Raw genomic sequence first — 18,594 nt, 5'->3', positions numbered from 1 at the left:
ATGACCGTCCTCCTTTGTGGATCATCGCAGACCCACCTTGGCACATTGATGCCGTCGGGGGGCGGTCACATCATCAAGGACTTGCAGAAACTCAGTCAGCCGCTGGACTGAAGAACACGGAATTTGACTTGTTTGCGCATATTCTGTTTGCTAACTGCGGCCTTGCTCGGTTTCTGGCGGTTGTCAGGTTGCAGGTTCTAAACCTGTCACCCCGACCAGTGATCTGGCAATCCGACCGGCCCGAGAGGCGCAATCCCGACCCGGCTTGGCGGCTGTCAGTCTTGCCGTGAGGGCAGGCCGATCCCTTGACCGGCGCCATGCCTGTTCCGGGTCCGCCCTGATGGAAATGCCCGTGCGTGAACTGCCATGGAGTGCGAAGAGATCAACATGTCACCAGTATGTAATTTCGGTTTCGGCAGGGTGCGGGCGTGACGCCGGCGGCGCGGGTGCAGGCGGCGATCGAGGTGCTGGACCGCATAGGTCCGGAGCTGGCGGCCGAGCAGGTGCTGACCAATTGGGCGCGGGGGGCGCGGTTCGCCGGATCCAAGGATCGGGCTGCGGTGCGCGACCATGTCTACGATGTCCTGCGCCAGCGGCGCAGTGTGGCGGCGCTTGGTGGCGGCGACAGCGGCCGTCAAGCTCTGCTGGGACTGCTTCGGATGACCGGCACCGATCCCGACACACTCTTCTCCGGCACCGGCTATGGTCCCGCCGCCCTGTCCGAGACCGAGCGCCAGGCGGGGCGGACGCCCACCGGGGCCGAGGCGCTGGACCTTCCGGATTGGCTGGCCGAAATGCTGACATCCGATCTGGGCGAGACGGCGACCGCCGTCGCGGAGGCGCTCAGGAGCCGCGCGCCTGTGTTTCTGCGGGTCAACCAGGGCCTGAGCACGGTTGCACAGGCGATCGAGTCGCTCGCGGCAGATGACATCACGACCCAGCCGCACCCGTTGTCTGCGCTGGCGCTGGTCGTGACCGGAAACGCCCGTCGGGTCGGGCAGTCCACAGCATATCTGAATGGCTGGGTCGAATTGCAGGATGCGGCCAGTCAGGCCGTCGTCGACCTGCTGCCGCTGCAACACGGACAGCGGGTGCTGGATTATTGCGCCGGCGGCGGTGGCAAGACTCTGGCGATGGCGGCCCGGCTGGCCGGACCGATAGACGCACATGATGCAAACCCCGCGCGCCTGCGCGACCTGCCGGTTCGGGCCGAACGGGCCGGGGCCGACGTCGCCATTCTCGACCAGCCCGCTGGCCCCTATGATCTGGTGCTCTGTGACGTCCCGTGCTCCGGCAGCGGGGCCTGGCGGCGGTCACCCGAAGGCAAGTGGACCCTGACACCGGAAAAGCTGGCCGGTTTGCACCGGGTGCAGGCGCAAATTCTGCGTGACGCCAGTCGGCTGGTACGACCCGGAGGCTGTCTGGCCTATGTGACCTGTTCGCTGCTGAACAGTGAGAACGCCAGCCAGATCGCCGCGTTCCTGTCGGAAAATCCTGGATGGGCGCAGCGTGAGCACCGCCAGTTCCTGCCTTCCGACGGGGGAGACGGATTTTTCGTCTGCTGCCTGATCCGAGAGTGACCTAAACCTTGCGTCGCCGCGATTCTGCCACATACTCAACCTGAGCGCGATATTTGAGCTTAAGCAGGGGTTAACCTTTCTCGGTGCTACTCTGTGACGGCAATAATGCGGAAGGTCGATGCAGAGTGTTTGACGCCACGCTGTCAACTCAGGGAACGGGACCACGCCGACGTGGCATGCTGTGGCGGTTGGTCCTTGTGCTGGCGCTTTCCGGTCTCAGTTTTCTGGGTGCGTTGCTGGCGCCCGGTGACGCAGTCCGTTTCGGGCTGCTGGCGTCCGGCGCGGCGTTCGTGGTCATGGCGCTGGCCAGCGGCTTGCTGATGCTGTGGTCGCTCTGGTCGCGCAACAGGATGTTCCGGACCATTTCGGATTTTGTCGAACGCGACAGTGCGGCCTGCATCATCACCGATGATGACGGCGCCATCATCTACACCAATGCCTCGGCCCGCAGTCGTTATGCCGTCGAAGGCGACCAGACCATCGCCGCGGCGCTGCGGCCGGTCCTGGCCAATCCGGCAGGGGTGCTGTACCGGTTGCAGTCCGGAGCCAGGGACACTGTTGTGGCGACCGAGGATGTACCGGTGCGCGGCGGACACATCCGGATGAGCGCGCGCGGCATGCTGGAACGCTGCATCCTGTGGCGGGTCGAGTTCTTTGATGAAAGCGCCGCCAATGCCGCGGCGGGTTACGGTCCGCAGGTGCCGGTCCTGACGCTGGGGCGCAACGGCGCAATCCTGTCGATGAACGAGGCGGCGCGTATCCTGATCGGCAAACGCCCCAAGCGGCTGGAAGAGGTCATTCCCGATCTGCCGCTGCGCACGGGCGCGCCGAATGATGTGATGACCCGGACCGGCGCCTGCCCCTACCTCATCAGTCAGGTCGATGCCGGACCCGGGCGGCAGGAACTGGTGTTGCTCGCCGTACCCGAAACCGCCGGACCGCCGGATCCGGACACCGATTTCGAAACGCTGCCGGTGGCGCTTCTCAAGCTTGGACAGGACGGTTTGATCACGCGGTCGAACCGCGAGGCGCGCAAGCTTCTGGACACGGATTCGACCGACGACCGTGCCATGTCGGAATTCATGGAGGGGCTGGGACGCTCCATCCGCGGCTGGCTGGAGGACGCCGCAGCGGGACGCAGCCTGAACCGGTCCGAATTTCTGCGCCTCACCCGCTCGGACCGCGAAGTGTTTGTACAGGTGACATTGAACCGGGTCATGGAGCTGGGGCAACCGGTGCTGGTCGCGGTCCTGAACGATGCGACCGAACTCAAGACACTCGAAGCGCAGTTCGTGCAAAGCCAGAAGATGCAGGCCATCGGCCAGCTGGCCGGCGGAATTGCGCATGATTTCAACAATCTGCTGACGGCCATTTCCGGGCATTGCGATTTGCTGCTGCTGCGCCACGATCAGGGCGACCCGGATTACGGCGACCTGGTGCAGATCAACCAGAACGCCAACCGCGCCGCGGCGCTGGTGGGCCAGCTGCTGGCGTTTTCGCGCAAGCAGACGTTGCGCCCCGAAGTGCTCGACCTGCGGGACGCATTGTCCGATCTGACACATCTGCTCAACCGTCTGGTCGGCGAAAAGGTGTCTCTCACGCTGCGGCATGATCCCGTGCTGCCCCCCATTCGCGGTGACAAGCGGCAGCTCGAACAGGTGATGATGAACCTCGTCGTGAACGCGCGGGACGCAATGCCGCGCGGTGGCGCCATCGTGATCGAGACAGAGCGACTGGTGCTGAAGCAACCGCTGACCCGCGACCGGGCCGTGGTGGCGCCGGGGTCCTATGTGTCGGTCAAGGTCACGGATGCCGGGGAAGGCATTCCGACGGACAAGCTGCAAAAGGTGTTTGAACCCTTTTTCACCACCAAGCGCACCGGCGAAGGCACCGGTCTGGGCCTGTCCACCGTCTACGGCATTGTGAAACAGACCGGCGGTTTCATTTTTGTCGACAGCGTTGTCGGTTCAGGAAGTTGCTTTACCCTGCTGTTTCCCAGCCACGAGATTGCCCAGTCAGCCGCCGAGCAACCGGTACATAAACCGACCAGAACCAAGGTCTGCCAGGGCAATGGCGTCGTTCTGCTGGTAGAGGACGAAGCGCCGGTGCGCGCCTTTGCCTCGCGCGCCCTGCGCCTGCGCGGCTATACCGTCATCGAAGCCGAATCCGCAGAGGATGCGTTGCAGACCCTGGCGGACCAGGGCCTGCTGGTCGACATCTTTGTCACAGATGTGGTGATGCCCGGCATGGATGGTCCGACCTGGGTCCGGCAGGCCCTGGAGGCACGGCCGGACGTGAAGGTGGTTTTCGTGTCAGGGTATGCCGAAGAGGTCTTTGGCGATGACAAGAACCGGATCCCGAATTCGGTGTTCCTGCCAAAACCCTTTTCCCTGAATGAGTTGACAGACACAGTTTATCAACAACTGAGCTGACCGGCCGCACTCCAGAGGGCAAAGTCGTCGGCATTCTTGCGCCGCAGCCTGGCGTCGATGCGCGGTGACAATGACAGCGGAGCAGAGAGCGAGACATTGCTGCGCGGCAGGTCCAGACGCACCTTCAGCCTGTCCTCAAGAAACGCCACCAGCGCGGCCTGGTTTTCGTACTGAAACAAGTGCGTGACGCCGGTCCCGTTCGGGCGCGGCTCGACAAATTTCGACTGACTGCCCACGTTGGCAAAGGCCGGCTGATCGCCGCGGGTATAGGCCTCGACGAATGCGTCAAAGCTCAGATCCCTGGTTGACGTCGGCTTGCCGTCTAGAAACGGGCGCTGACGGTAACGGTACCAGCTGCCGAGCCAGCTCACCGGTTCACGGATCACCGCGATCACGTCCATCTGCCCGGCACCCATCTTCTCGAACATCGGACGGAAGAAACGGTTGTAGCGATAGACCGGCGCATGCTTGAGCTCTGGCGGATCCAGCACGCTCACCGAGGCATGAGGCGCAAGGGCTGTCTCATATGCGGTGGTCCCGGTCTTCGGCACCGCCAGAAAGACCAGCCGCTGTTTCCAGAATACCAGCAATTGTCATCTCCGCAGTCGAAACAGTGGCGTAAACCACTCTTTAACAAAATCCCGCAAAAGTGGAACGAGGAAAATTTACCTTGATATGTTCTCTTTTTGATCTCATATAGTCGAGAACAAGAGGTGAACGAAAGCAGCGATTGTCGCCCGCATGCGGGTGTGGAATAAGGACATGGAAAACATGGCAACGGCAGATCTTTTGACAATGGATAGCAAGAAGACCGCGGACAAGCAAAAGGCGCTCGACAGCGCTCTGGCGCAGATCGAACGGCAGTTCGGCAAGGGGTCGATCATGAAGCTGGGCGGCGACAATGTCATCAAGGACATTGAATCGACCTCCACAGGGTCGCTTGGTCTGGACATCGCGCTTGGCATCGGCGGTCTGCCCAAGGGGCGCATCATCGAAATCTACGGCCCGGAATCTTCGGGCAAGACCACCCTGACCCTGCATTGCGTGGCGGAAGAGCAGAAAAAAGGCGGCGTCTGTGCCTTTGTCGACGCGGAGCACGCGCTTGATCCGCTTTATGCCCGCAAGCTTGGGGTCGATCTGGACGAACTGCTGATCTCGCAGCCCGACACCGGCGAACAGGCGCTGGAAATTGTCGATACGCTGGTGCGGTCGGGCGCGGTCAGTCTGGTTGTCGTCGACTCGGTCGCGGCGCTGACCCCCAAGTCCGAACTCGAAGGGGACATGGGGGATTCCTCGGTGGGGGTGCATGCCCGTCTCATGAGCCAGGCCATGCGCAAGCTCACCGGCTCCATCAGCCGGTCGAATTGCATGGTGATCTTCATCAACCAGATCCGCATGAAGATCGGCGTGATGTTTGGCTCGCCGGAAACCACCACCGGCGGCAACGCCCTGAAGTTTTACAGCTCGGTCCGTCTGGATATCCGCCGCATCGGCGCCATCAAGGACCGGGATGAGGTTGTGGGGAACGCGACCCGCGTGAAGGTGGTCAAGAACAAGGTGGCGCCGCCCTTCAAGCAGGTCGAGTTCGACATCATGTATGGCGAGGGAATCTCGAAAACCGGCGAGTTGCTGGATCTGGGTGTCAAGGCCGGTGTCGTTGACAAGTCCGGTGCCTGGTATTCCTACGGCGACGAGAGGATCGGGCAGGGGCGCGAAAATGCCAAGACCTTCCTGAAGGAAAACAGCCGAGTCGCCAACGAGATCGAAGACAAGATCCGGGCGGCTCACGGGCTGGATTTTCACATGTCAGAGGACTCGGACAGCGGTGACGGCGACCTTGTGGATGGCTGACACCCCGTCGGGGCGCGGTTTCCCCGGCGGCCTCTGAAGCCTCCGGCGGCCATGTCCGGGACGGAAAAGACACGGATCGGGCGCCCCTGCGTGGGGCGCCTTTTGCGTTGCTCCGGCATGTGATGCCGACGCCGCCGTTACAAGGCGGTTTCCCGGAGTCCCGCCGCCACCGGCGGTGTGCAGCAGCGCAATGGCCCCCACAACAGGGCAGATCACGGTCATAGGCTTATGGACAGGCGGCAGGTGCGGCGATACACCTGCGCGAACCTTGTCATCATGATCCGGAAGTGACCTTACCAGATGCCCAGCCTGAACGACATCCGCTCGACTTTCCTGAGCTATTTCGAGAAACAGGGACACACGGTTGTGCCGTCGAGCCCTCTGGTCCCGCGCAACGATCCGACGCTGATGTTTGCAAATTCGGGCATGGTGCAGTTCAAGAACCTGTTTACCGGGGTTGAACGCCGGGACTACACCCGCGCCACCACGGCACAGAAATGTGTGCGCGCGGGCGGCAAGCACAACGATCTGGACAATGTCGGCTACACCGCGCGCCACCACACGTTTTTTGAAATGATGGGCAATTTCAGCTTTGGCGATTACTTCAAGAATGAAGCGATCCCCTTTGCCTGGGAGCTGATCACCAGGGACCTTGGCATCGACAGGAAACGCCTGCTGGTCACGGTCTATCATACCGACGATGAAGCGGTGGAGATCTGGAAGAAGACCGGCGTACCCGAAGACCGGATCATCCGCATCGCCACCAACGACAACTTCTGGATGATGGGCCCGACCGGTCCCTGCGGCCCCTGCACCGAGATATTTTACGACCACGGCGACCATATCTGGGGCGGGCCTCCGGGCAGCCCCGACGAAGATGGTGACCGCTTTGTCGAGATCTGGAACCTCGTGTTCATGCAATACGAGCAGTTCGAAGACGGCAGTCGCAAGGAACTGGCCGCGCAGTCGATCGACACCGGCATGGGGATCGAGCGGGTTGCAGCCCTGTTGCAGGGCACCAACGACAACTATGCAACCGACCTGATGCGCAGCCTGATCGAGGCTTCGGCGGACGCCACGTCCAGCGATCCCGACGGTCCGGGCAAGACCCACCATCGGGTCATTGCCGACCATCTGCGCTCGACCTCGTTCCTGATCGCGGACGGGGTGATGCCGTCCAACGATGGCCGGGGCTACGTGTTGCGGCGGATCATGCGCCGGGCGATGCGACATGCGCATATGCTGGGCTCGCAGGATCCGGTGATGCACAAGCTGGTGCCGGCGCTGGTGCGCCAGATGGGCGCAGCCTATCCCGAACTGGGCCGGGCACAGGCATTGATCCAGGAGACGCTGCGGCTCGAGGAGACGCGGTTCAAGCAGACCCTGGACCGCGGCCTCAAGCTGCTGGACGACGAACTTGCCGGCCTGGGCGAAGGGGACGCGCTGCCAGGTGCTGCGGCGTTCAAGCTGTATGACACCTACGGCTTTCCGCTTGATCTCACGCAGGATGCCATGCGCGAACGCGGCCGCACGGTCGAAACCCAGGGCTTTGATGCCGCGATGGCCGAACAGAAGGCCAAGGCCCGCGCGGCCTGGTCCGGCTCGGGAGAGGCGGCGGACGCAACGATCTGGTTCGATCTGGCGGAAAAGCACGGTGCCACGGATTTCCTCGGCTATGACACGGAAACCGCCGAAGGCCAGATATTGGCCTTGGTCAAGGACGGCGGCACGGTCTCGGCGGCAAGCGCCGGAGACACGGTGCAGATCGTGCTGAACCAGACGCCTTTTTACGGCGAAAGCGGCGGTCAGGTCGGCGACGAGGGTGTCCTGAAGACCGAGGCGGGTGTGGCAAGGATCACCGACACCAAGAAGGTGGCCGGGGTGTTCATCCATTTCGCCGAAGTGTCCGAGGGAGAGATGAAGCCGGGGCAAGCGGCGGTTCTGACGGTGGATCATGCACGCCGCACGTCGATCCGCGCAAATCATTCGGCCACGCACCTGCTGCACGAGGCCCTGCGCCGCGCGCTCGGGGACCATGTGGCGCAGCGCGGCTCGCTCAATGCGCCCGACCGGCTGCGCTTTGACTTTTCCCACGGCAAGGCGCTGACCCCCGCCGAGATCGCGCAGGTCGAAGCCGAGGTGAACGAATACGTCCGCCAGAACAGTCCTGTGGACACGCGGATCATGACACCGGACGATGCGCGCGCGATCGGTGCGCAGGCGCTGTTTGGCGAGAAATACGGCGACGAGGTCCGGGTGGTGTCGATGGGTGCCCTGCCGGGCTCGGGCAAGGGCAGCGATGGGGCAACCTATTCGCTGGAACTGTGCGGCGGCACCCATGTGCGGCGCACCGGCGACATCGGGATGTTCGCCCTGACCTCGGAGACGGCATCGTCGGCCGGGGTGCGGCGGATCGAGGCGCTGACCGGCGCGCTGGCCATGGCGGAACTGCGCAGCCGCGACAAGGCGCTGGCAGATATCGAAACGATGCTCAAGGTCACCGGGCCAGAGGCCGTGAAACGTGTTCAGGCGTTGCTGGACGAACGCCGGACCCTGAGCAACGAAGTGTCGCAGCTGCGCCGGGATATCGCCATGTCCGGTGGAACGGGGCAGGGCAATGATGTCGAAGCACAGACCATCAACGGCGTGCGCTTTGTGGCCCAGGTTCTCAGCGGCGTGTCGGGCAAGGATCTGCCGCCGCTGATCGACGAACACAAGGCGCGGCTGGGTTCGGGCGCGGTGCTGCTGATCGCCGATACCGGCGGCAAGGCGGCCGTGGCGGCAGGGGTCACGGATGATCTGAAAGCCCGGCTGTCAGCGGTTGACCTGTTGCGCGCGGCAGTCACCGAGCTGGGGGGCAAGGGCGGCGGTGGCCGCCCGGACATGGCGCAGGGCGGTGGAGCCAGCGCGGAAAATGCCGTTGGCGCGATCGCCGCTGCGGCAAAGATTCTGGAAGGATAAGCTATGCCCGCACTCTGGATCGCACATGTGCATGTGACCGACGCCGAAGCCTATGGCAAATACGCCAAACTCGCAGGGCCCGCGATTGCCGCCCATGGCGGCAGTTTCATCGCCCGCGGCGGCAAGTATGTGACGCTCGAGGGAAAGGAACGCGCGCGCCATGTGGTTGCCCGGTTCCCGAGCGTCGAGGCGGCCGAGACCTGCTATCACTCTCCCGCGTATCAGGAGGCGCTTGACCATGCGCGCGATGCCTCGGAACGCGATCTGATCATCGTCGAGATCACCGAATAGGGCCTTGGCCTTGCTGATGCGCGACCTGCTTCGGCGTCACCACGCGCCGGGGCGGATCGTCTGGATCGGAGTGCGCGCCGCGCGGCTGGCCGACCTGCGAGACGTCGAGTCCTGCGCTCTGTCGGACTCCGGTCTGGAGGGGGATCACGCGCGGCCCGGCAAACGTGCCCTGACGCTGCTCCAGGCCGAACATCTTCCTGTCATCGCCGCCCTGGCCGGGCTGGCGGAGGTCACGCCACAGATGCTGCGCCGCAACATCGTGGTCGCGGGCATCAATCTCTCGGCATTGCGGGGGGCGTCTGTCTGTCTTGGAGCGGCGGTGATCGAAATCACCGGTCCCTGCGCGCCGTGTTCGCGGATGGAAACCATGCTGGGACGCGGGATGTACAACGCCATGCGCGGGCACGGAGGCTGGTGTGCATCGGTCACCGTCCCCGGGCGCATCGCACGCGGGGACAGTGTTGTTCTGAACGATTAGAGGGTTTTGGCCATCCGCTTGCGCTCATGCGGGTCAAGGTAGCGTTTGCGCAGACGCACGGACGTCGGCGTGACTTCGACCAGTTCGTCGTTGTTGATGTAGGCAATGGCCTGTTCCAGCGTCAAGGTGACCGGCGTGGTCAGGCGCACGGCCTCGTCGGTGCCGGAGGCCCGGACGTTGGTCAGCTGCTTGCCCTTGAGCGGGTTCACTTCAAGGTCGTTCTCGCGGGCATGTTCGCCAATGATCATGCCGGTATAGACCGGAGTCTGCGCCCCGATGAAGAACTTGCCGCGATCCTCGAGCTTCCAGAGCGCATAGGAAACGGCAGTGCCATTTTCCATCGAGATCAGCACACCGGCACGGCGGCCCGGGATCGGTCCCTTGTGCTTGGCCCAGCTGTGGAACACCCGGTTCATCACACCGGTGCCACGCGTGTCGGTGAGGAATTCGCCGTGATAGCCGATCAGTCCACGGGCCGGCACATGCGCGATGATGCGGGTCTTGCCGACGCCGGCCGGCTTCATCTCGACCAGTTCACCCTTGCGGCTGCCGGTGATCTTTTCGATGACCGCACCCGAATATTCGTCATCGACGTCGATGGTGACTTCTTCGATCGGCTCTTCCACACCGTTCGCGCCGTCGCGGGTGATGACCTGCGGACGCGAGATCGACAGTTCGAAACCTTCGCGGCGCATGTTTTCGATCAGGACGCCCATCTGGAGTTCGCCACGCCCGGACACTTCGAAGGCTTCACCACCCGGTGTGTCGGCAATCTTGATCGCGACGTTGGATTCGGCCTCTTTCATCAGGCGCTCGCGGATCACGCGGGACTGCACCTTCTTGCCTTCGCGCCCGGCCAGCGGGCTGTCGTTGATGCCGAAGGTCACGGTGATCGTCGGCGGGTCAATCGGCTGCGCCTCGAGCGGTTCGTCCACGGCCAGTGCACAGATGGTGTCGGCCACGGTGGCCTTGGTCATGCCGGCAAGGCTGACGATGTCGCCGGCCATCGCCTCTTCGATGTCCTGCTGGCCCAGACCGCGAAAGGCGGTGATCTTGGTCACGCGGAATTGTTCGATCTTCTGGCCGATGCGCGACAGGGCCTGCACCGTGGCGCCGACCTTGATCTTGCCCGATTCGACACGGCCGGTCAGGATGCGGCCGACAAAGGCGTCGTTGCCCAGGGTAGTGGCGAGCATCCGGAAATCCTCGTCCTGACGCTTCAGCTGCTTGGGGGCGGGAACGTGATTCAGGATCAGCTTGAACAGCGCATCAAGGTTCTTGCGCGGCCCGTCCAGTTCGGCATCGGCCCAGCCGGAGCGTCCGGAAGCATAGAGATGCGGGAAATCAAGCTGGTCCTCATCAGCGCCGAGGTTGGCGAACAGGTCAAAGCATTCGTCCAGCGCGCGATCCGGTTCGGCATCGGGCTTGTCGACCTTGTTGAGCACCACAATCGGGCGCAGGCCCAGGGCAAGTGCCTTGGAGGTCACGAATTTCGTCTGTGGCATCGGGCCTTCGGCGGCGTCGACCAGCAGCACCACACCGTCGACCATCGACAGGATCCGCTCGACCTCGCCGCCAAAGTCGGCGTGGCCCGGCGTGTCGACGATGTTGATGCGGTGGCCTTTCCATTCGACCGAGGTGGCCTTGGCAAGAATGGTGATGCCGCGTTCGCGCTCAAGATCGTTGGAATCCATCGCCCGTTCGGTCGTGGCCTGGTTTTCCCGGTAGGTGCCGGATTGTTTCAGAAGCTCGTCCACCAGCGTCGTCTTGCCGTGGTCCACGTGAGCGATGATCGCAACGTTGCGAAGGTCCATATCGGGTCTGCCTTTTGGGATGTGTTGCGCGCGGCCTAGCGGCCAGGGCGCCAAAAGGCCAGCCCCTAATGCGTCGCAGTGCTCGAAAACAGGTTTATGGTGGCGATTCCGGCAATGATCAAGCCCATTCCGAGAATGGCCGGCAGATCGAGCCTCTGTCCGAAGGCAATCAGGCCGATCACCGCGATGAGGACAATGCCCAGCCCCGACCAGAGAGCATAGGCGATGCCGACCGGAAAGGTCCGCAGCGACACCGAGAGCAGATAGATCGCGACGCCATACCCCAACACGACGATCAGTGAAGGCAGGGGGCGGGTGAACTGCTGGCTGGCCTGCAGAGCCGTGGTGGCGATGGTTTCCGCCAGGATCGCGATTGCGAGGATAAAATAGGGCATGACGGATCCTTCTGACGGCATGTGCAGTACCTGTTGCGGGCGCGGGTCGCCTCCGGCGGGAGTATTTGGCAAGAGAAGAAGACGGCGACGGCGCAGCCTGATGCTCTGGTTCCAGATACGCAAATTCGATAGGGTCCGCCAGCGTGGTCACCGCCGCGGGCCGGGAAAGGTTCAGAGGCGGAGAGGATGCGTCGCCGTGACCGCCGGGGCGCCGCGCGATGGCCCCCGGCACGGTGACCGGGTTTCAGACCGGCAGGTGAATGGTGTAGCGGGCCCGCAGCGCCGCTTCGGTGACGGCGTCGAAACGCGCCGCACTGGGTTGCGACAGGATGCGCGTCTTCAGGGCGGTGGCCCGCTGCAGCAGGTCGGGGCGGTCCCGCTCGAGCCATTCCTTCGGCGAGGTGCGGTCACCGAGGGTGGGGTAGACGTAATCGGTCTGCATCAGGGCGAGGGTCTGGTCCGAGCCGAGGTAGTGCCCCGGCCCGCCGATGCAGGTGGCGCGCATCACCTCAAGCGAGACACTGTCTTCGCTGACCTCGATTCCACGCAGGCACCGCAGGGCCTGACCGATCAGATCGTCGCCGAGGATCAGCGATTCATGGCAGAATCCCAGCAGCGAGGCGTGCATGCCCGCCGCCTCGTAGACCATGTTGAGCCCGGACAGGCCCGCCATGACGTTGGAACACATCTGCTCCCAGCCGGCCTGCATGTCGGGCAGTTTGGCATCGGCGATTCCGGCGGCGGCGCCGCCGGGCAGGGCGTAATGCCGGTGCATCTGCGCGCAGCCGGCGGTGAGAAGCGCCTGTTCGCCGGATCCGCCCGACATCGCGCCGGTGCGCAGGTCCGACACAAACGGCCAGGTGCCGAAGATCGCCGGATGCCCGGGCGCGATGGCGTTGACATAGACCAGACCGGCGAGGCATTCCGCCACCGCCTGCACGATGGCGCCGGCGATCGAGGCGGGCGCCGTGGCGCCGGCCTGGCCGGCCGAGAGCAGCAGCACCGGCATGCCGCCGCGGATGCAGGTTTCCATCACCTCGCAGGATTCGGTGGCGAATTTCATCGGCGGCACCACGAAGCAGTTGGAGTTGCTCACGAAGGGACGCGCACGCCAGGCGTCCTCGCCGCCCGCGATGATGTGCAGCATCTCGAGCGCATCACGGGCAAAGGCGACCTCGGTAAAGGAGGTGCCGACATGTTTTGTGGTGCCGGCACAGCAGGCATAGATGGTGTTCAGGTCCATCTCGCGGTTGTCGGGGATGTCGCGGCACACCATCGGCCGCTGTACGAAGTGGATGTTGTCCAGTCGGTCGGCGATGCGGGCGGCGTCATGCAGGTCCTGCACGGTGCTGTCGCGGTAGGTGCGCCCGTCGACGTCGACCATGTGCACGGCGGCGCCGGCCGTGCCGTAATGCACGCGCGAGCCACTGAGGTGCAGATCGTGTCTGGCGTCGCGCCCGCACAGCGTCACCGACCGGTTGGCCCGGGCAATGGTGTCTTCCACCAGGGGCGCCGGGAAGCGGAGGCGGCCGTCATGACCCAACACCGCTCCGGCGGTGGTCATTGCCGCGATGCCCGAGGCCGGGGCATTGGCGAGACCGATTTCGGACAGCGCCGCCAGCGCGGCCTGATGGATGCGGGCAACGCCGGCATCGGTGAGCGGGCTGTACTGGCCGCCGCTCAGCCCGGCGCGGACCGGGCGCAGGTGATCGGCCAGAGGCGCGGTGCGGGCGGAAAAGCGGGCGGCGCGGCCGCCGGAGCGGCGGGAGGTCTGAACAGTCATTACGGGATCTTTCGCAGGAGGGCAGGGTGCGTGGTCATCCGTTGCGCTCAGGGACGCCCCCGCGCCGCGCGCCCGCGCCGGGCGCCGATGGTCCTGACAATCAGTGCGAGTCGGGCACGCGCCATTGGGCAGAGATCCTAGCTGGGTCACTGCATCCTGCGCCGAATCGTCGCGCTGTCTGTGTCATTTGCGACGGCTGGTCGTTTTTGTGCCGCGGTGCCTGGGGGCGGCTCTGCCGGTCTCTGGCGATGGACGGCCAGTCGCACGGGGCATGTCCGGCAACAGCAGGTGGCTGCGGCAGGGGGCGTTCGGCATGCCCTGGGCACTGACTGGCCGAACAGCGATACCGGCGGGCCCCATGTCGGCCGCGGGTCGGTCCGGCAGGGTTCCCGAAATACCTGTCGCGGCGCGCGGATCGCCCGCCGCGACAGGTGAGCGGTTGTTCAGCGCGGCAGGGCGGCGGCTTCGCGGGCCAGCTCTTCGATGGCTTTCCAGTCGCCCTTGGCCACCAGATCCTTGGGGGCGACCCAGCTGCCGCCGACACAGATCGTGTTGGACAGGCTGAGGTAGTCGTTGGCGTTCTTCAGCGAGACGCCGCCGGTCGGACAGAAACGGACCTGGGGGATCGGCGCGCCGATCGCCTTGAGCGCCGGCGCGCCGCCATTGGCTTCGGCCGGAAAGAACTTCTGGACGGTGTAGCCGCGTTCCAGCAGCCGCATCACCTCGGATGCGGTGGCAACCCCGGGAAGCAGCGGCAGGTCGGCCTCTTCGCAGGCGGTGAGAACGGTTTCGGTGGCGCCGGGTGACACGCCGAACTTGGCGCCAGCGGCCACGGCGGCCCTGACGTCCGCTGGGGTCAGCAGGGTGCCCGCCCCGACAACGCCGCCTTCGACCTTGGCCATCTCGCGGATCGCGTCCAGAGCGGCCGGAGTGCGCAGGGTCACTTCCAGCGCGGGCAGGCCACCGGCGATCAGCGCCTCGGCCAGCGCGCGGGCGCTGGAGGCATCGTCGATCACGAGGACAGGGACAACAGGGGCGAGGCGGCAGAGTGCCTCGGACTGGATGCTTGCATCTTTGGGGGTGAGCATGACGGCCCTTTTCAAGTTTGGTTAGGTCGGAGAGTGAGTATTTTCAAAGAGAAGAAAGCCCGGAGGGGTTCAGACCACAACCGCAGCCCCATTCGAGGCCAGTCCGACATTGCGGCGGAAGACGTCGAACAATTCGCGCCCGACGCCATGGCCATTGTCGGAGAGATCGGCGGTGACCGCGTCACGGCTGTCGAAATCGGCGGCGAGGCAGTCGATGGTGCCGCTGACCGCGTCCAGCCGGATCACATCGCCGTCCCGCACCCGGGCCAGCGGGCCGCCGTTGGCGGCTTCGGGGCTGACGTGGATGGCCGAGGGAACCTTGCCGGAAGCGCCGGACATCCGGCCGTCGGTGACCAGCGCCACCTTGAGACCGCGGTCCTGCAGAACTGCCAGTGTCGGTGTCAGGCTGTGCAGCTCGGGCATGCCGTTGGCCGACGGTCCCTGGAAGCGGACGACAACAATGGTGTCCTCGGTGAACTCGCCGGCCTTGAACGCCTTTTTGACGTCATTCTGGTCCTGGAAGACCCGGCACCGGGCTTCGATGATGTGGCGCGACGGATCGACCGCCGAGATCTTCATCATGCCATGGCCAAGATTGCCTTTGAGTTGCTGCAGGCCGCCGGTCTTCTGGAACGGATCCCTGGCCGAGCGCAGAATCTTGTCGTTGAGCGACGCACCCGCGCCGGGGGCGTAGGTCACCCGCCCGTCCGTGAGTGTCGGCTCCTGGGTGTAGAGTGACAGGCCATCGCCGGCGATGGTCTTGACGTCGTCATGCAACAGGCCTTCGGTCAGCAGGTCACCGATCATGTAGGCCAGACCACCTGCGGCGTGGAAGTGGTTCACATCCGCCAGGCCGTTGGGATAGACCTTTGCCATCAGCGGCACGGCGTTGGAAATCTCGTCGAAGTCTTCCAGTTCCAGCGCGATCCCGGCGGCGCGGGCCATGGCCGGGAGGTGCAGCACAAGATTGGTCGAGCCGCCGGTGGCCATCAAACCGACAATGCCGTTCACGAAGGCCTTGGCATCGAGGATGTCGCAGACCGGGCGGTAATCATTGCCCAATGCGGTGATTTCCAGTGCGCGTTCGGTGCCGGCCACGGTCAGAGCCTCGCGCAGCGGCGTGTTCGGGTTGACAAAAGAGGCGCCGGGCAGGTGCAGGCCCATGAACTCCATCAGCATCTGGTTGGTGTTGGCGGTGCCGTAGAAGGTGCAGGTGCCCGGGCCGTGATAGCTCTCCATTTCCGCCTTCATCAGCGCGTCGCGGCCGACCTCGCCATTGGCGAACTGCTGGCGGACCTTGGCCTTCTGATCGTTCGGCAGACCGGAGGTCATCGGCCCGGCGGGCAGGAAGATGCCGGGGATATAGCCGAAGGTTGCCGCGGCAATGATCAGGCCGGGCACGATCTTGTCGCAGACCCCGAGGTAAAGCGCCGAATCAAAGACGTTGTGCGACAGGCCGATGCCCGCAGCCAGCGCGATCACGTCGCGTGAAAACAGCGACAGCTCCATGCCCACCTGACCCTGGGTCACGCCGTCGCACATCGCGGGCACGCCGCCCGCGACCTGTGCCGTGGCGCCCTGCGCGCGGGCAGCGGCGCGGATGATCTCGGGGTAGGTTTCAAAGGGCTGATGTGCCGAGAGCATGTCGTTGTAGGCCGAGACAATCCCGATATTGGGCGCGCGGCTGTCGGAGAGCGCCGGTTTGTCACCCCCCATCGCGGCGTAGGCATGGGCCTGGTTTCCGCAGGTCAGATGCGCGCGGCGCGGGCCGTCTTCGGCGGCGCGGCGCATGCGATCAAGGTAGCGGCTGCGCATTTCGGCGCTGCGTTCTTCGATGCGGTCGGTGACTCGGGCGATGGTGGTGTGCAGGGTCATGGATCTGTCCTTGTCCCAAAATGGCGGTTCGGATCGACACTAGATGAGTTAGCGCTAACAGTAAAGGTTGCTCATGCGGCTGTTTTCGCGGGTGCGGCGGAATGCGGTGCCAGGCATTTGCAGTGGAATTCGTCGCGTCAAATACAGAAAGACTTTCCTAAATTTTTGCCCGCTCCACAAGGGCCGGGTGAAAAGTACCCTGCGCCGGTCAAAGATTCGTCCCTGCGGAGTCGTCTCCAGCGCATGTGAATGCTTTCCAGTGCCCCCGGGACCGTCTATGAGGGCGCCATGACAGAGCCCCTTCTCCCCACCGTCCGCCTGAAACCCAAAGCCAATGCCCGCGCCGTGCGGCGCGGCTTCCCCTGGGTATTCGCCAACGAAATGGTCGTCGACCGCCGCACCGGTGCGCTGCCACCGGGCAGTGTCGCGCTGCTGGAGGATGCCGAGCGCACGCCGATGGGGCTGGTCGCGGTCAATCCGGCCTCGAAGATCATGTGCCGGATGCTGGATCCGGCGGGCACACAGGCACCGGACAAGGCTTGGTTCGCCGAGCGGATCAGCCACGCTCTGGCGTTGCGCACACGGTTGTTCGATACGCCCTATTACCGGCTGATCCATGCCGAAGCCGATGGTTTGCCCGGCGTGATCATCGACAGGTTCGGTGATCTGGCGGTGGTGCAGCCGAATGCCGCCTGGGCGGACCTGTACCTGGAGGCGATGGTGGAAGCGCTGGTCGACGTCACCGGAGTGACCACCGTTCTCAAGAATGCCGGTGGCCGTGGCCGCACTCTGGAAGGGCTGGACGATGTCGATGCGGTTCTGGTCGGCACGGCCCCCGCAGCGCCGTTGCCGGTGCGGATGAACGACGCCACCTATCTGGCTGATGTCACGGGCGGACAGAAGACGGGACTGTTTTTTGACCAGCGTTCCAACCATGCGTTTGCCGCGCGTCTGGCAGGCGGCGCGCGGGTGCTGGACGTGTTTTCCCACGTTGGCGGCTTTGCCCTTGCGGCTCTGGCGGGCGGGGCCGAGTCGGCGCTTGCGGTCGATGGATCCGCTCCGGCGCTGGCGCTGGCCTCTGACGCCGCGGCGCAGATGGCGGCGGGCGATCGGTTTGCCACCCGCCAGGGCGATGCCTTTGACGTGATGATGGGGCTGGCCGAGGAAGATGCGCGATTCGATCTGGTGATCTGCGACCCGCCCGCCTTTGCCCCGTCCAAACCGGCACTGGAAAAGGGGCTCAGAGCCTATGAGCGGGTGGCGCGGCTGTCGGCCGGGCTGGTGCAGGAGGGCGGTTATCTGGTTCTGTGTTCTTGCAGTCATGCGGCGGACCTGACCGTGTTTACAGGTGCTTGCCTGCGCGGAATCGGTCGTGCGGGACGACGCGCCCAACTGGTGCACACTGGCTTTGCCGGGCCGGACCATCCGCTGATGCCGCAATTGGCAGAAAGCGGTTACCTCAAGGCGCTGTTCTTCCGGTTGTGAAGGTTCTGATCGACACCTGTGTGATGTATCCGACGGTGATGCGGTCGGTTGTGCTGGGCGTTGCGGCCACCGGCGCGTTTACGCCACTCTGGTCCGCGCGCATTCTTGAGGAATGGGCGCGGGCGGCGCGCAAGCTGGGACCGGGCGGCGAAGCGCAGGCGCGTGCTGAAATTGCGCTGCTGCGGGTGCAATGGCCCCGGGCCGAGGTCGTGTGGAAGCCGTCCCTTGAAGCGGGCCTGTGGCTGCCGGATCCCAATGACGTGCATGTGCTGGCGGCGGCGGTGTCCGGTTCGGCGGATGTGATCCTGACGCTGAATGCGTCTGATTTTCCGCGCAACGTTCTGGCCGACGAGGGGCTGAGCCGCGCCGATCCGGACGCCTTTCTGCTGGGGCACTGGCAGGCACATCCCGAGAGGGTCGCGACAGTCTGCGCGGATGTGTTGGCCGAAGCGCAGCGGCTCTCCGGCAAGGATTGGGAGATGTGGGCCTTGCTGAAAAAGGCGCGACTGCCGCGGTTGGCCAAGGCTGTTTCCGGATAATGCTGCGCCCGGGAAACTTTTG

The 18,594-nt window shown here is 64.5% G+C and carries 14 protein-coding genes; 8 read left to right on the top strand and 6 right to left on the bottom strand.

Features of this window, described 5'->3' with window-relative positions:
- Positions 1 to 428: 428 nt before the first annotated feature.
- Together FOY53_RS18335 and FOY53_RS18330 are read left to right on the top strand one after the other, a co-directional pair.
- Entirely contained in the window at positions 429 to 1,580 is a 1,152-nt protein-coding gene (locus FOY53_RS18335; protein WP_146591575.1) for an RsmB/NOP family class I SAM-dependent RNA methyltransferase, read from the top strand.
- A gap of 176 nt (positions 1,581 to 1,756) precedes the next feature.
- A complete protein-coding gene (locus tag FOY53_RS18330; RefSeq protein ID WP_146591573.1) occupies positions 1,757 to 4,012 on the top strand; it encodes an ATP-binding protein in 2,256 nt (751 codons plus the stop codon).
- On the opposite strand, the gene FOY53_RS18325 is transcribed toward FOY53_RS18330, so the two are convergent.
- Positions 3,997 to 4,602: a gamma-glutamyl kinase gene (locus tag FOY53_RS18325; RefSeq protein WP_146591571.1), complete on the bottom strand. Its 606-nt coding sequence runs from the start codon at positions 4,600 to 4,602 to the stop codon at positions 3,997 to 3,999. The two genes, FOY53_RS18330 and FOY53_RS18325, sit on opposite strands and share 16 nt — an antisense overlap.
- Positions 4,603 to 4,783: 181 nt before the next feature.
- Between FOY53_RS18325 and recA the strand changes: the two genes are divergently transcribed.
- The 4 genes from recA to FOY53_RS18305 all read left to right on the top strand — a co-directional run bounded on the left by recA (position 4,784) and on the right by FOY53_RS18305 (position 9,593).
- The gene (gene recA, locus FOY53_RS18320) at positions 4,784 to 5,863 is read left to right on the top strand and encodes a recombinase RecA (protein ID WP_146591569.1); all 1,080 of its coding nucleotides are present in this window, start codon (positions 4,784 to 4,786) and stop codon (positions 5,861 to 5,863) included.
- 300 nt (positions 5,864 to 6,163) lie between these two features.
- Complete coding sequence (gene alaS / locus FOY53_RS18315) at positions 6,164 to 8,824, top strand: alanine--tRNA ligase (RefSeq protein WP_146591567.1); 2,661 nt, start codon at positions 6,164 to 6,166, stop codon at positions 8,822 to 8,824.
- A gap of 3 nt (positions 8,825 to 8,827) precedes the next feature.
- Positions 8,828 to 9,115, top strand: coding sequence for a DUF1330 domain-containing protein (locus FOY53_RS18310; protein ID WP_146591565.1), 288 nt, complete (start codon positions 8,828 to 8,830; stop codon positions 9,113 to 9,115).
- 16 nt (positions 9,116 to 9,131) lie between these two features.
- Positions 9,132 to 9,593: an MOSC domain-containing protein gene (locus tag FOY53_RS18305; protein ID WP_146591563.1), complete on the top strand. Its 462-nt coding sequence runs from the start codon at positions 9,132 to 9,134 to the stop codon at positions 9,591 to 9,593.
- Here FOY53_RS18305 and typA read toward each other — a convergent pair.
- The 5 genes from typA to edd all read right to left on the bottom strand — a co-directional run bounded on the left by typA (position 9,590) and on the right by edd (position 16,548).
- Positions 9,590 to 11,407, bottom strand: a complete 1,818-nt coding sequence (gene typA, locus FOY53_RS18300) for a translational GTPase TypA (protein WP_146591561.1) — start codon at positions 11,405 to 11,407, stop codon at positions 9,590 to 9,592. The two genes, FOY53_RS18305 and typA, sit on opposite strands and share 4 nt — an antisense overlap.
- A gap of 65 nt (positions 11,408 to 11,472) precedes the next feature.
- Positions 11,473 to 11,802: a DMT family transporter gene (locus FOY53_RS18295; protein WP_146591559.1), complete on the bottom strand. Its 330-nt coding sequence runs from the start codon at positions 11,800 to 11,802 to the stop codon at positions 11,473 to 11,475.
- Positions 11,803 to 12,046: 244 nt separating this feature from the next.
- A complete protein-coding gene (locus FOY53_RS18290) occupies positions 12,047 to 13,585 on the bottom strand; it encodes a trimethylamine methyltransferase family protein (RefSeq protein ID WP_146591557.1) in 1,539 nt (512 codons plus the stop codon).
- A gap of 443 nt (positions 13,586 to 14,028) precedes the next feature.
- Positions 14,029 to 14,673 carry a bifunctional 4-hydroxy-2-oxoglutarate aldolase/2-dehydro-3-deoxy-phosphogluconate aldolase gene (locus FOY53_RS18285; protein ID WP_146591555.1) on the bottom strand — a complete coding sequence of 215 codons (645 nt, stop codon included), beginning with the start codon at positions 14,671 to 14,673 and terminating at the stop codon, positions 14,029 to 14,031.
- A 69-nt stretch (positions 14,674 to 14,742) separates the two neighbouring features.
- Positions 14,743 to 16,548 carry a phosphogluconate dehydratase gene (gene edd, locus FOY53_RS18280; protein WP_146591553.1) on the bottom strand — a complete coding sequence of 602 codons (1,806 nt, stop codon included), beginning with the start codon at positions 16,546 to 16,548 and terminating at the stop codon, positions 14,743 to 14,745.
- A gap of 288 nt (positions 16,549 to 16,836) precedes the next feature.
- Between edd and FOY53_RS18275 the strand changes: the two genes are divergently transcribed.
- Both FOY53_RS18275 and FOY53_RS18270 read left to right on the top strand, forming a co-directional pair.
- The gene (locus FOY53_RS18275; protein ID WP_146591551.1) at positions 16,837 to 18,033 is read left to right on the top strand and encodes an RSP_2647 family RNA methyltransferase; all 1,197 of its coding nucleotides are present in this window, start codon (positions 16,837 to 16,839) and stop codon (positions 18,031 to 18,033) included.
- Complete coding sequence (locus FOY53_RS18270; RefSeq protein WP_146591549.1) at positions 18,030 to 18,572, top strand: RSP_2648 family PIN domain-containing protein; 543 nt, start codon at positions 18,030 to 18,032, stop codon at positions 18,570 to 18,572. Before FOY53_RS18275 ends, FOY53_RS18270 begins: the two co-directional genes overlap by 4 nt.
- The last annotated feature ends 22 nt before the right edge of the window (positions 18,573 to 18,594 follow it).

Origin of the sequence: Puniceibacterium confluentis (assembly GCF_007923445.1) — a bacterium.
Lineage (GTDB): Bacteria > Pseudomonadota > Alphaproteobacteria > Rhodobacterales > Rhodobacteraceae > Puniceibacterium > Puniceibacterium confluentis.
Note: the sequence above shows the minus strand (reverse complement) of the source record. Positions and strands in the feature narration are given on the sequence as shown.

What these genes read in the sequence shown, in the direction of transcription:
- FOY53_RS18310 (WP_146591565.1), top strand. Translation starts at nt 8,828, where the DNA reads ATGCCCGCACTCTGGATCGCACATGTGCATGTGACCGACGCCGAAGCC.
- typA (WP_146591561.1), bottom strand. Translation starts at nt 11,407, where the DNA reads ATGGACCTTCGCAACGTTGCGATCATCGCTCACGTGGACCACGGCAAG.
- alaS (WP_146591567.1), top strand. Translation starts at nt 6,164, where the DNA reads ATGCCCAGCCTGAACGACATCCGCTCGACTTTCCTGAGCTATTTCGAG.
- FOY53_RS18305 (WP_146591563.1), top strand. Translation starts at nt 9,132, where the DNA reads ATGCGCGACCTGCTTCGGCGTCACCACGCGCCGGGGCGGATCGTCTGG.
- FOY53_RS18275 (WP_146591551.1), top strand. Translation starts at nt 16,837, where the DNA reads ATGACAGAGCCCCTTCTCCCCACCGTCCGCCTGAAACCCAAAGCCAAT.
- edd (WP_146591553.1), bottom strand. Translation starts at nt 16,548, where the DNA reads ATGACCCTGCACACCACCATCGCCCGAGTCACCGACCGCATCGAAGAA.
- FOY53_RS18285 (WP_146591555.1), bottom strand. Translation starts at nt 14,673, where the DNA reads ATGCTCACCCCCAAAGATGCAAGCATCCAGTCCGAGGCACTCTGCCGC.
- FOY53_RS18330 (WP_146591573.1), top strand. Translation starts at nt 1,757, where the DNA reads ATGCTGTGGCGGTTGGTCCTTGTGCTGGCGCTTTCCGGTCTCAGTTTT.
- recA (WP_146591569.1), top strand. Translation starts at nt 4,784, where the DNA reads ATGGCAACGGCAGATCTTTTGACAATGGATAGCAAGAAGACCGCGGAC.
- FOY53_RS18290 (WP_146591557.1), bottom strand. Translation starts at nt 13,585, where the DNA reads ATGACTGTTCAGACCTCCCGCCGCTCCGGCGGCCGCGCCGCCCGCTTT.
- FOY53_RS18295 (WP_146591559.1), bottom strand. Translation starts at nt 11,802, where the DNA reads ATGCCCTATTTTATCCTCGCAATCGCGATCCTGGCGGAAACCATCGCC.